Genomic DNA, 12,709 nt, shown 5'->3' with positions numbered 1-12,709 from the left:
TTTACCTTGCTGTTATTTAATCAAAACAACACAGTATATTTACATGTAGTTACAAATAGTTTCTCTCCGGAATCGTTATTTACCTCTCAATATAGTTACAAAAATTTCCGTATATTAAATTCATCAAGTTATTAATTTAAATTATAAATTAAAAATAAACATAAATAACGTAAATATTTATTAACTTAGCGCTTTGTTTTTTATACCTGGAGGGAATAATGAAACGATTTATATTTCTGCCATTAATGACATATTTTCTATTAATGAATGCAATGGCAGCTAACGGAGAAAATAATCCCAGTAATCTATTAGGTGCACCAGTTAATACCGCTATTTCTGGTGGTTCAGTATTGCCGGAAGGAAAGTTATTAACCGCCGTGAATAGCTCATTTCGCGATAAAGATCATCAAATCGAGGGGCACGGAAGTCCGGATGTTTACTCCCAGATATGGTTATTGAAGATTCGTTACGGTTTGACCGACAGACTGGAATTATCAACTGTGGGTTCCTATATCAATAACAAACGAGACAATCTGTCTCCTGAGCACATAGAGGGAATGGGCGACCAATCGGTGGGGGTCAATTATGCTTTAATGAGCCAGCGAAGAGGTGATCCGTTTTGGGTTACGGTAGGTGGGGCAGTATTACTACCCACCGGGCAAGATGGAGATAATCATTTGCCTGGGAATAGCGCCTGGGGAGGAAGAGTAACACTCACTTTAACAAAATTATTTACTCCTAACATTAAAGGGGATATGGGTTTTGTCTATCAGGGACCATTTGAGCGCGGTAACCAGGACGTGAAACGAGGTAACGAATTCCAGTGGAATACCCAGGTGCGGTATATGTTTAGCGATTTACCGCTGGATCTTGGTCTGGAAAGTGCCTACAGCAATAATGCCTCTGGAACGAAAAAACTGTCTAATGGCAGCGTAATTAATAACCATTCTGGAACTACCGAATGGGTTGTTGGTCCGTCATTTAATATTGCCGTCGATTCACTGAAGTTATGGTTTGGTGCCGGAGCCTTCTTCCCGGTAATGCAGGAAGCGAAGTCGCCAACCAAAATGGAAGATGTACGCTGGGAATTTAAAATAGGTAAGACCTGGTAAGACTCGTTCAAAGTGTTACCCGCCGACTGGCGGGTAACGTGCAGGAGTTAAAGCTTCTCGCCGTTGCTGGCAATCACCTCTTTGTACCAGTTGAAGCTTTTCTTACGCGAACGCGACATATCGCCCGTACCGTCATCGTGCTTGTTCACGTAGATGAAGCCGTAGCGCTTGCTGTACTGACCGGTGGTGAACGACACGCAGTCGATGCAGCCCCATGGCGTGTAGCCCATCAGGTCGACACCATCGTAAGTCACCGCTTTTTTCATCTCTTCAATATGGGCGCGCAGGTAGTCAATGCGATAGTCGTCGTTGATGCTGCCATCTTCTTCTACTTTGTCGTAAGCACCAAAACCGTTTTCGACAATAAACAGCGGCTTTTGATAGCGTTCGTACAGTTCACACAATGAATAACGCAGGCCCACCGGGTCAATCTGCCAGCCCCAGTCAGATGCTTTAACATAGGGGTTCGGTACGCTGCCTTCAAAACCGGAAATCGCATCGCCGCTACCGCCTTCGGCTTTGACCGCGTTGGTCATGTAATAACTGAAACCAAGATAATCGCAGGTGCCTTCGCGCAGCACTTCAAGATCGCCATCGTCCATTTTGATGTTAAATCCGCGGCGCTCCCACTCGTTCAACACATAGGACGGGTAGTAGCCGCGCAACTGCACATCAGTAAAGACATAGCGTTCACGCATCGACTCCTGAGCAAACATCACATCTTCTGGTTTACAGGAGAAAGGATACAGCGCGACCATCGCCAGCATACAGCCCACTTTCATCTGCGGGTTAATGCGACGTGCCGCTTTTACCGCCAGCGCGCTGGCGACAAACTGATGATGTAAGACCTGATACATGGTTTCTTCTGGATTCTCATGCTCGGTATACACCACGCCGGAACAGCAGTAGCCAAACAGCGGCGCGCGCCAGTTTCGCTGGTTGTTAATTTCGTTGAAGGTCATCCAGTATTTGACCTTATGTTTGTAGCGTTCAAACACGACTTCAGCAAAACGGACAAAGAAATCAACGACCTTACGATTGGTCCAGCCGCCGTAGTGCTGTACCAGATGTAATGGCATTTCAAAGTGGGAAAGGGTGATGACCGGTTCGATGTTGTATTTGAGTAACTCATCAAACATGTCGTCGTAGAATTTCAGACCGGCCTCGTTTGGCTGGGATTCGTCGCCATTCGGGAAGATACGCGTCCAGGCAATAGAGGTACGGAAGCATTTGAACCCCATTTCGGCGAAAAGACGGATGTCTTCTTTGTAATGTCCGTAAAAATCCACCGCCTCGTGGTTCGGATAGTATTTGCCAGCAACGACATTCTGGGTGATTTCGCGTGGCACGCCGTGTGCGCCGCCGGTTAGCACGTCGCAGATGCTGGGGCCTTTACCGTCTTTATTCCAGCCGCCTTCAACCTGGTGTGCGGCAACCGCGCCGCCCCATAAAAAATCTTTTGGCAGGGTGAGTTTTCTCATTGTTGCATAATCTCAATTTATTTAGTCTGTTATCATTCATTCTGCACCAAATGGCATGTAAAGCGTACGCAAAATTCCAGGATGCTCGCGTGTCGGGACAAGAACACATTCAGATCGTAACATCCACTTCAAGGGGCCATATTCAGGGGATAACCACATGCAGCCAAACGACATTACTTTCTTTCAACGTTTCCAGAATGACATTCTGGCAGGGCGTAAAACCATCACTATTCGTGATGCCTCCGAGTCCCACTTTAAAGCAGGCGATGTGCTACGCGTGGGACGGTTCGAAGATGATGGCTATTTTTGCACAATCGAAGTGACAGGAACGTCAACTGTGACGCTGGATACGCTGAACGAAAAACATGCGCAACAGGAAAATATGTCGCTTGATGAGCTGAAACGGGTCATTGCTGAAATCTATCCCAACCAGACGCAATTTTATGTGATTGATTTTAAATGCCTTTGATAAATATGAACGCGTGTTAGTTGAGTTTTTGTAATTAACTTATTGAATAATAAACAAAATTTAATTTTGCGAATTTATTTTAGCTAACATGTGTTCACTGGAACCATTCTCAGTTACGCTAGAGGCGCAGTTCATCGTTATGAACGTTTCTCCGGAGTAAGTTATGGTGCAAAAACCATTAATGACGCAGGGATATTCGCTGGCTGAGGAAATCGCCAACAGTATTAGCCACGGCATTGGATTGGTATTTGGTATTGTCGGCCTGGTGCTGTTGTTGGTTCAGGCGTTAGAGGCGAATGCGGGTATGACGGCTATCGCCAGCTACAGTTTATATGGCGGGAGCATGATCCTGCTTTTTCTTGCCTCAACGCTTTATCATGCCATTCCTCATCAGCGGGCAAAAATCTGGTTAAAGAAATTTGATCACTGCGCTATCTATCTGCTCATTGCCGGAACCTATACGCCATTTCTGCTGGTAGGTCTGGATTCGCCGCTGGCGCGCGGACTAATGATTGTGATCTGGAGCCTGGCGCTATTCGGTATCCTCTTCAAGTTGACGATTGCGCACCGATTTAAAGTGCTTTCACTGGTTACGTATCTGGCAATGGGCTGGCTGTCGCTGATAGTGGTTTATCAGTTGGCGATTAAGCTGGCGATAGGCGGCGTGACGCTGCTGGCGGTAGGTGGCGTCGTTTACTCGCTGGGCGTAATTTTCTATGTTTGCAAACGCATACCTTATAACCACGCCATCTGGCATGGCTTTGTGCTGGGCGGCAGCGTGTGCCACTTCCTGGCCATCTATTTGTATGTGGGACAGGCGTAATTCCCGGATGCCCGTGCCGGATGGCGGCGCTGTCGTACCTTATCCGGCCTACGAGAGCAGCACGTGCGAGCCTGATGGCGTTGCGCTATCAGGCTATCCGGCTTTTAACGTGATATCACTCTTCCAGCGAGTAGGGCAGCGGGACGATATGCAGGGTGTTGGCATCGTCGCGAACACGGAAGACGCTTTCGGCTTCTAAATCGTTATTCATGACGGCCTGAACCAGTAACTGACCATCGTCCAACTGCGTCGCCGCCAGAATAGCGCCGGTACGACGCCAGTTCTCGCCCATCTGTAGCTCCAGATCTTCTCCTGCTTCCGGTACCCGGCTGGCTTTGCCCGCCAGCAACCAAAGCGCGCGTTTATTGGCGCCGCGGAATTTTGCCCGTGCGACCATCTCCTGTCCGGTGTAGCAGCCTTTCTTGAAGCTGATACCGCCCAGCGCCTGTAGGTTAGTCGCCTGGGGGATAAATTGACCGCTGTTCGCCGCGTCAATCACCGGAATGCCTGCTTCAATATCCAATGCCAGCCACTGTTGGCTGTTATTCAGTTCGGCTTCGCCATGCAACTTCTCCGTTAACATGTTGGCCGTCGCGACATCGGTGACAAGCAGGAATCGTTCCGCAGGATGTTCAAACCATAGCAGCGTGGAGGCGCCGTCTCTGACCACCTGATTTTCGCTATTGGGCAGTACGCTAAAGACATTAGCCAGCGCCGCGCGGGCCTGAAAACCTGCCACGCCAAGCAATACGCGTTCGTCATCCGGCGCGATGACCACTTTGGAAAATACGGCGTACTTTTTCAGCTCCGTTAATTGCGCTTCAAGCACGCTACGGCGTTCAATCCAGGCGAAACCGTCGCGCTCACGGAACAGGCGCAGAGTGCTCCACATCTTACCTTTAGCATCGCAGTGGGCGGCGAGAAGGTGTTGCTGTTCAGTCATCTGGCTTACGTCAGCGGTGACCTGGCCCTGAATATACTTTTCACTGTCTACGCCGGTAATGGTCGACAGCGCCCAGTCGTCAAGCGCGATCAGCGTCAGCGGCAGGCGGGCTGACGATGAAGGATGACGTGGTGGAAAGGAGATAAAAGCCATAAATAATGTCCTGGTTAGCTGCAACAATAATGGTTAATGGTAAAAGAGCCATCGGTCATTGCAAGTGCTTTAAATAGCCCATTGAGAGCGGATTGATCGTTTTGCGAGGCGGTATCCAAAATGGATGAACATATTGATTCCCAGCCTTTTATTTCGCGATCGCGTTCCAGATTACTGAGATTCCCGTAAAACAACGCCAAAAACACGTTACAATAGCCCGGTACTTCATTTTCGCGAGGCAGGAAGAACATGGATATTCACAATAAAGCACGTATTCACTGGGCATGTCGTCGCGGTATGCGCGAACTTGATATTTCCATCATGCCGTTTTTTGAACATGAGTACGATAGTTTAAGTGATGAAGAAAAGCGTATTTTTGTCCGTTTGTTGCAGAGTGATGACCCGGATTTATTTAACTGGTTAATGAATCACGGTAAACCGGCTGACGCTGAACTGGAACAGATGGTCCGACTCATTCAGACACGGAATCGGGAACGTGGTCCTGTGGCAATCTGATTTACGCGTCTCATGGCGCGCTCAGTGGATCTCATTGCTCATTCATGGGCTGGTTTCTGCGGTGATTTTATTGATGCCCTGGCCGCTGAGTTATACCCCGTTATGGATGATACTACTGTCGCTGGTCGTGTTTGACTGTGTACGTAGCCAGCGCAGGATTAATACCTGCCAGGGAGAGATCAAGCTACTCATGGACGGGCGCTTACGCTGGCAGGGGCAGGACTGGACGCTCTTGCGTCCGCCCTGGTTACTGAAGAGCGGGATGGTGTTGCGTTTACGCGCAGAGTCTGGACGTCATCAGCATTTATGGCTGGCGGCGGATAGCATGGAAGAAGCGGAATGGCGTGAGTTGCGTCGGATACTGTTACAGCAGCCGATATCAGGCCAACACTGACGGAACGGCGTAAACGCGGTTCCGTCGAGAGGGAAGTACAGCGAGTAAGGTTTCAGGCGTAGTGTTCGGCCATTTCGCCGAGAATTTGTTCACACCAGGTCTGTATACGCTCATCGCTGAGATCGTACTGGTTCGTTTCATCCAGCGCCAGGCCGACAAACAGTTGCCCATCCGCAATGACCGGTTTATTGCTGGTAAATTCGTAGCCTTCTGTGGGCCAGTAGCCGACAAATTTAACGCCTTTGAGGGCAAGTTTGTCATGCAACATACCCAGCGCATCCAGGAACCATTCACCGTAGCCGAGCTGGTCGCCCATACCGTAAAGCGCAACGATTTTGCCTTCCAGATTGAGATCGTCCAGTTGCTCCCAGACGGCTTCCCAGTCCTCCTGAATTTCGCCAAAATCCCAGGTGGGGATGCCTAAAATGAGCACGTCGTACTGCTCCATTAAGGCGGGGGCGTCATCCTTGAGGTTATGTAATGTCACCAGCTCCGGGCCGAGAATATCGCGAATTTTCTCTGCGGCCATCTCGGTGTAGCACGTGCTGGAACCGTAAAAAAGACCCATGTTCATTACGTTACATCTCGATTCTGCTATAGCGTTGCGGGTAGTGTAACAGAATCGCTGCATTCACGGCACAATGAGGCATAATGCACCCAAAGTCAGCGTGAAGTGGGGAGCGCGAATGGAACAGGATTTAGCGCGTATTGAGCAGTTTCTGGATGCCCTGTGGCTGGAACGAAATCTGGCGGAAAATACATTAAGCGCGTATCGTCGCGATTTATCGATGGTCGTTGCGTGGTTGCATCATCGCGGAAAAACGCTTGCGACGGCGCAGGCTGATGATTTACAAACGCTATTGGCTGAACGGGTGGAGGGCGGATACAAAGCGACCAGCTCCGCACGCCTGTTAAGCGCTATGCGGCGCTTTTTCCAGCATCTGTACCGTGAAAAGTATCGTGAGGATGATCCGAGCGCGCAGTTGGCCTCGCCTAAGCTTCCGCAGCGTTTACCGAAAGACCTTAGCGAGGCGCAGGTTGAACTGCTCTTGCAGGCGCCGCTTATTGATCAACCTTTGGAGTTGCGCGATAAAGCTATGTTGGAAGTGCTGTATGCCACCGGTTTGCGCGTGTCGGAACTGGTGGGGCTGACAATGAGCGATATCAGTCTGCGGCAGGGCGTGGTGCGGGTTATCGGTAAAGGCAATAAAGAGCGGTTGGTGCCGTTAGGCGAAGAAGCGGTATATTGGCTGGAAACGTATCTGGAGCATGGGCGTCCCTGGTTACTCAATGGCGTATCGATTGACGTATTATTCCCCAGTCAGCGTGCGCAGCAGATGACGCGGCAGACCTTCTGGCACCGTATTAAACATTATGCGGTACTGGCTGGAATCGATAGCGAAAAACTGTCGCCGCATGTTTTACGTCACGCTTTCGCCACGCATTTGCTGAATCACGGCGCCGACTTGCGCGTTGTACAAATGCTACTTGGGCATAGCGATCTTTCGACGACACAAATTTATACGCATGTCGCAACGGAGCGTTTGCGTCAACTTCATCAACAGCACCATCCGCGGGCATGAGTGCTGACAGGAAAGGATAGTTTATGAAAAAGCGTTTTATGATGTTCACTTTACTGGCGGCGGCGTTTTCAGGCGTGGCCCATGCGGATGATGCGGCTATCCGTCAGTCGCTGGCTAAGCTGGGCGTTCAGAGTACGGAAATTCAGGCCTCGCCAGTGGCAGGGATGAAAACCGTCCTCACTCACAGCGGCGTACTGTACGTCACTGATGACGGCAAACATATTATTCAAGGGCCGATGTATGACGTGAGCGGCGCGCATCCGGTAAACGTGACGAACAAACTGCTGATGAGCCAGCTAAATGCGCTGGAAAAAGAGATGATCGTCTATAAAGCGCCGGATGAGAAACATGTCATTACTGTTTTTACCGATATCACCTGCGGCTATTGTCATAAGCTACATGAAGAGATGAAAGATTATAACGCGCTGGGGATCACGGTACGTTATCTGGCCTTCCCGCGCCAGGGGCTGGAAAGCCAGGCGGAGCAGGATATGAAATCTATCTGGTGCGCCAAAGACAAAAACAAAGCGTTTGATGACGCCATGGCAGGTAAGGGCGTGAAACCGGCAAGCTGTGACGTGAACATTGCTGATCATTATGCGTTGGGCGTGCAGTTGGGCGTTAGCGGTACGCCAGCCATTGTATTGAGTAACGGCTATGTGGTGCCTGGCTATCAGGGACCGAAAGAGATGAAAGCGTTTCTTGATGAGCATCAAAAACAGACCAGTGGTAAATAATACGCGTGAAACAACAGAGACAACTTCGTCGGCGCGAGGCTGATGAGACGGCGGAACTCCCCGCCGATCTTCCTCCATTACTACGACGTCTATATGCCAGCCGGGGCGTTCGTAGCGCCCGCGAACTGGAGCGCAGCGTGAAAGGAATGCTGCCCTGGCAACAGCTCAGCGGCATAGATAACGCGGTGGAGATCCTCTACAACGCCTTTCGCGAAGGTACCCGCATTATTGTTGTTGGCGATTTTGACGCCGACGGCGCGACCAGTACTGCGCTAAGCGTATTGGGAATGCGTGCGTTGGGATGTGACAACATCAGTTATCTGGTGCCTAATCGCTTTGAGGACGGCTACGGTTTAAGCTCGGAAGTGGTCGATCAGGCGAAGGCGCGCGGCGCGCAGCTTATCGTCACCGTAGACAACGGCATTTCATCCCACGCCGGCGTAGCGCATGCAAAGACGTTGGGGATTCCGGTGATCGTGACCGATCACCACCTGCCAGGCGACACGTTGCCGGATGCCGAAGCGATTATTAATCCCAATCTGCGCGACTGCGAATTCCCGTCTAAGTCGCTGGCGGGCGTCGGCGTGGCGTTTTACCTGATGCTGGCGTTGCGAACATTTTTGCGCGACAAAGGATGGTTCGACGAGCGCAACATCGCGCCGCCGAATCTGGCGGAGCTGCTGGATTTAGTGGCGTTGGGTACGGTAGCAGACGTTGTGCCGCTGGACGCCAACAACCGTATTCTGACCTGGCAAGGGCTAAGTCGTATTCGTGCCGGGAAATGCCGTCCGGGAATTAAAGCGTTGCTGGAGATATCGAATCGCGATCCGCAGCAGCTTGCCGCCAGTGATTTAGGCTTCGCGTTGGGGCCTCGCCTGAATGCCGCCGGCAGGCTGGATGATATGTCCGTTGGCGTGGCGTTACTGTTGTGCGATAACCTCGGCGAAGCGCGTGTTCTGGCCAGCGAGCTGGATGCGCTTAACCAGACGCGCAAAGAAATAGAGCAGGGGATGCAGGCGGAAGCGCTTATCCTGTGCGAAAAGCTTGAGCGCAGTAGTGAAACGCTTCCGGGCGGTCTGGCGATGTACCATCCTGAATGGCATCAGGGCGTGGTCGGAATTCTGGCGTCGCGCATTAAAGAACGTTTTCACCGCCCGGTGATCGCCTTTGCACCTGCGGGCGACGGCACGCTAAAAGGCTCAGGCCGTTCGATTCAGGGGTTGCATATGCGCGATGCGCTGGAAAGGCTGGATACCCTTTACCCTGATCTGATGATCAAGTTCGGCGGTCATGCGATGGCGGCGGGATTGTCGCTGGAAGAGCATAAATTCGAGCAGTTTCAGCAACGTTTTGGCGAGCTGGTGACGGAATGGCTCGATCCTGCCCTGTTGCAAGGCGAGGTGATCTCCGATGGTCCATTAAGCGCGGCGGAGATGTCTATGGAAGTGGCGCAACTGTTGCGGAATGCCGGACCGTGGGGGCAAATGTTCCCGGAACCGTTATTCGATGGTCGTTTCCGTCTGCTACAGCAGCGTCTGGTGGGCGAGCGTCACCTCAAGGTGATGGTGGAGCCTGTCGGCGGCGGCCCGCTGTTGGATGGCATCGCATTTAATATTGATACGACCTGTTGGCCGGATAACGGCGTGCGGGAGGTAGAACTGGCTTATAAACTGGACATTAACGAGTTTCGCGGCAACCGTAGTTTACAGATTATTATCGATGATATTTGGCCGCTATGATCGGGGCGATTTAACAACACTTTCGCTGTAATTAAGGGGCGAAATCCGCTAATATTTCGCCCTTATAACCGCATTTTGACAAGTCAAATAAAAGAAATCAGACCATGTTTGAAATTAACCCGGTGAATAACCGCATTCAGGACCTCACGGAACGCACCAACGTTCTTAGGGGGTATCTTTGACTACGATGCTAAGAAAGAGCGTCTGGAAGAAGTAAACGCCGAGCTGGAACAGCCGGATGTCTGGAACGAACCTGAGCGCGCGCAGGCGCTGGGAAAAGAGCGTTCATCGCTCGAAGCGATCGTCGATACGCTTGATCAAATGACTCAGGGGCTGGACGACGTTTCCGGGCTGCTGGAACTGGCGGTAGAAGCTGACGACGAAGAGACGTTTAACGAAGCCGTCGCGGAGCTGAATACGCTGGAAGAGAAGCTGGCGCAGTTGGAATTCCGTCGGATGTTCTCCGGCGAGTACGATAGCGCCGATTGCTATCTCGATATTCAGGCCGGTTCCGGTGGTACTGAAGCGCAGGACTGGGCCAGCATGTTGCTGCGTATGTATCTGCGTTGGGCGGAAGCGCGCGGCTTTAAGACGGAAGTCATTGAAGAGTCGGAAGGGGAAGTCGCCGGCATTAAGTCCGCGACTATCAAAATCTCCGGCGAATATGCCTATGGCTGGCTGCGCACTGAAACCGGCGTACATCGTCTGGTGCGTAAAAGTCCGTTTGACTCCGGCGGTCGCCGTCATACCTCGTTTAGCTCCGCGTTTGTGTACCCGGAAGTGGACGACGATATCGATATCGACATTAACCCGGCGGATCTGCGTATCGACGTCTATCGCGCGTCTGGCGCAGGCGGTCAGCACGTTAACCGTACGGAATCCGCAGTGCGTATCACCCATATTCCCACCGGGATCGTGACGCAGTGCCAGAACGACCGTTCGCAGCACAAAAACAAAGACCAGGCCATGAAGCAGATGAAAGCGAAGCTTTATGAACTGGAGATGCAGAAAAAGAACGCTGAAAAACAGGCGATGGAAGACACTAAGTCCGATATCGGCTGGGGAAGCCAGATTCGTTCCTATGTCCTGGACGATTCCCGCATTAAAGACCTGCGTACTGGGGTGGAAACCCGCAATACACAGGCGGTACTGGACGGTAGTCTGGATCAATTTATCGAAGCAAGTTTGAAAGCAGGGCTATGAGGAATCAACATGTCTGAACAAAACGCACAGGGCGCTGACGAGGTAGTCGATCTTAACAATGAAATGAAGGCACGTCGCGAGAAGCTGGCTGCACTGCGTGAGCAGGGTATCCCGTTCCCGAACGATTTCCGTCGTGACCGTACCTCAGACCAACTGCACGCAGAGTTTGACGCGAAAGAAGCTGAAGAACTGGAAGCGCTGAATATTGAAGTGTCCGTCGCGGGCCGTATGATGACTCGCCGTATTATGGGTAAAGCCTCTTTTGTTACCCTGCAAGACGTAGGCGGCCGCATTCAGCTGTATGTGGCGCGCGATGATCTGCCGGAAGGCGTTTACAACGAGCAGTTCAAGAAGTGGGATCTTGGCGATATCCTCGGCGCGAAAGGTAAGCTGTTCAAAACCAAAACCGGCGAGTTGTCTATCCACTGCACCGAACTGCGCCTGCTGACGAAAGCGCTGCGTCCGTTGCCGGATAAATTCCACGGCCTGCAGGACCAGGAAGCGCGCTATCGCCAGCGTTATCTGGATCTCATCTCTAACGATGAATCCCGTAACACCTTCAAAACCCGTTCGAAGATCCTGGCCGGTATTCGCCAGTTTATGGTTGCTCGCGGCTTTATGGAAGTCGAAACGCCGATGATGCAGGTGATCCCAGGCGGCGCGTCTGCCCGTCCGTTTATCACCCATCACAACGCGCTGGATCTGGACATGTACCTGCGTATCGCGCCGGAACTGTACCTCAAGCGTCTGGTGGTTGGCGGCTTCGAACGCGTATTCGAAATTAACCGTAACTTCCGTAACGAAGGCATCTCCGTGCGCCATAATCCTGAGTTCACCATGATGGAACTCTATATGGCGTATGCGGACTACAAAGACCTGATCGAGCTGACTGAGTCTCTGTTCCGTACGCTGGCGCAGGATGTTCTGGGCACCACCCAGGTTCCGTACGGTGATGAAGTGTTTGACTTCGGTAAGCCGTTCGAAAAACTGACCATGCGTGAAGCGATCAAGAAATATCGTCCGGAAACGGATATGGCTGATCTGGACAACTTCGACTCCGCGAAGGCGATTGCTGAAAGCATCGGCATTCACGTCGAGAAGAGCTGGGGTCTGGGCCGTATCGTCACCGAGATCTTTGACGAAGTCGCTGAAGCGCATCTGATTCAGCCGACCTTCATCACCGAATATCCGGCTGAAGTGTCTCCGCTGGCGCGTCGTAATGATGTGAACCCGGAAATCACTGACCGCTTCGAGTTCTTTATCGGCGGTCGTGAAATCGGTAATGGCTTTAGCGAGTTGAACGATGCGGAAGACCAGGCGCAGCGTTTCCTGGATCAGGTTAATGCAAAAGCGGCGGGCGACGACGAAGCCATGTTCTACGACGAAGACTACGTGACGGCGCTGGAACACGGTTTACCGCCGACAGCGGGTCTGGGAATTGGTATCGACCGTATGGTGATGCTGTTTACTAACAGCCACACGATTCGCGACGTTATTCTGTTCCCGGCGATGCGTCCGGTGAAATAAGATGTAAATTGCCGGATGGGGCATTAGCC

General features: G+C 51.6%; 13 protein-coding genes. 10 read left to right on the top strand and 3 right to left on the bottom strand.

Features of this window, described 5'->3' with window-relative positions; genetic code table 11:
* Nucleotides 1-218: 218 nt before the first annotated feature.
* Entirely contained in the window at nt 219-1,112 is an 894-nt protein-coding gene (locus HV477_RS13400) for a transporter (RefSeq protein ID WP_000819375.1), read from the top strand.
* A 47-nt stretch (nt 1,113-1,159) separates the two neighbouring features.
* Here HV477_RS13400 and bglA read toward each other — a convergent pair whose 3' ends face one another.
* Nucleotides 1,160-2,593 (bottom strand): 6-phospho-beta-glucosidase BglA, encoded by a 1,434-nt coding sequence (gene bglA, locus HV477_RS13395; protein WP_001230140.1) that lies wholly within the window; start codon nt 2,591-2,593, stop codon nt 1,160-1,162.
* Nucleotides 2,594-2,750: 157 nt separating this feature from the next.
* Here bglA and yqfB point away from each other — a divergent pair, with 157 nt between their 5' ends.
* Entirely contained in the window at nt 2,751-3,062 is a 312-nt protein-coding gene (yqfB, locus tag HV477_RS13390) for a N(4)-acetylcytidine aminohydrolase (RefSeq protein ID WP_001182976.1), read from the top strand.
* A 163-nt stretch (nt 3,063-3,225) separates the two neighbouring features.
* The gene (locus tag HV477_RS13385) at nt 3,226-3,885 is read left to right on the top strand and encodes a hemolysin III family protein (RefSeq protein ID WP_079898918.1); all 660 of its coding nucleotides are present in this window, start codon (nt 3,226-3,228) and stop codon (nt 3,883-3,885) included.
* Between the two features lie 115 nt (nt 3,886-4,000).
* Here HV477_RS13385 and ygfZ read toward each other — a convergent pair whose 3' ends face one another.
* The gene (ygfZ, locus tag HV477_RS13380) at nt 4,001-4,981 is read right to left on the bottom strand and encodes a tRNA-modifying protein YgfZ (protein WP_000874174.1); all 981 of its coding nucleotides are present in this window, start codon (nt 4,979-4,981) and stop codon (nt 4,001-4,003) included.
* Between the two features lie 249 nt (nt 4,982-5,230).
* Here ygfZ and sdhE point away from each other — a divergent pair, with 249 nt between their 5' ends.
* Together sdhE and HV477_RS13370 are read left to right on the top strand one after the other, a co-directional pair.
* Nucleotides 5,231-5,497: an FAD assembly factor SdhE gene (gene sdhE / locus HV477_RS13375; protein WP_000351186.1), complete on the top strand. Its 267-nt coding sequence runs from the start codon at nt 5,231-5,233 to the stop codon at nt 5,495-5,497.
* The gene (locus HV477_RS13370; protein WP_000244761.1) at nt 5,478-5,891 is read left to right on the top strand and encodes a protein YgfX; all 414 of its coding nucleotides are present in this window, start codon (nt 5,478-5,480) and stop codon (nt 5,889-5,891) included. The genes sdhE and HV477_RS13370 overlap by 20 nt, the downstream gene beginning before the upstream one ends.
* A gap of 52 nt (nt 5,892-5,943) precedes the next feature.
* On the opposite strand, the gene fldB is transcribed toward HV477_RS13370, so the two are convergent.
* The gene (gene fldB, locus HV477_RS13365) at nt 5,944-6,465 is read right to left on the bottom strand and encodes a flavodoxin FldB (RefSeq protein WP_001055885.1); all 522 of its coding nucleotides are present in this window, start codon (nt 6,463-6,465) and stop codon (nt 5,944-5,946) included.
* Nucleotides 6,466-6,577: 112 nt separating this feature from the next.
* Here fldB and xerD point away from each other — a divergent pair, with 112 nt between their 5' ends.
* From xerD to lysS, 5 genes are all read left to right on the top strand, one after another.
* Nucleotides 6,578-7,474, top strand: a complete 897-nt coding sequence (xerD, locus tag HV477_RS13360) for a site-specific tyrosine recombinase XerD (protein WP_023193392.1) — start codon at nt 6,578-6,580, stop codon at nt 7,472-7,474.
* A 23-nt stretch (nt 7,475-7,497) separates the two neighbouring features.
* On the top strand, nt 7,498-8,211 hold the full coding sequence (dsbC, locus tag HV477_RS13355) for a bifunctional protein-disulfide isomerase/oxidoreductase DsbC (RefSeq protein ID WP_000745614.1): 714 nt from the start codon (nt 7,498-7,500) through the stop codon (nt 8,209-8,211).
* Nucleotides 8,212-8,216: 5 nt separating this feature from the next.
* Nucleotides 8,217-9,950, top strand: coding sequence for a single-stranded-DNA-specific exonuclease RecJ (gene recJ, locus HV477_RS13350; protein ID WP_079898919.1), 1,734 nt, complete (start codon nt 8,217-8,219; stop codon nt 9,948-9,950).
* Nucleotides 9,951-10,054: 104 nt separating this feature from the next.
* Nucleotides 10,055-11,153, top strand: a protein-coding gene (prfB, locus tag HV477_RS13345) for a peptide chain release factor 2 (protein ID WP_010989230.1) whose coding sequence is annotated in 2 segments (ribosomal slippage) — nt 10,055-10,129 and nt 10,131-11,153 — 1,098 coding nt in all. Because the reading frame shifts where the segments join, the coding sequence is not laid out codon by codon here.
* A gap of 9 nt (nt 11,154-11,162) precedes the next feature.
* Nucleotides 11,163-12,680, top strand: coding sequence for a lysine--tRNA ligase (lysS, locus tag HV477_RS13340; RefSeq protein ID WP_000003339.1), 1,518 nt, complete (start codon nt 11,163-11,165; stop codon nt 12,678-12,680).
* The last annotated feature ends 29 nt before the right edge of the window (nt 12,681-12,709 follow it).

Origin of the sequence: Salmonella sp. SG203, from assembly GCF_013350575.1 — a bacterium.
Lineage (GTDB): Bacteria > Pseudomonadota > Gammaproteobacteria > Enterobacterales > Enterobacteriaceae > Salmonella > Salmonella enterica.
Note: the sequence above shows the minus strand (reverse complement) of the source record. Positions and strands in the feature narration are given on the sequence as shown.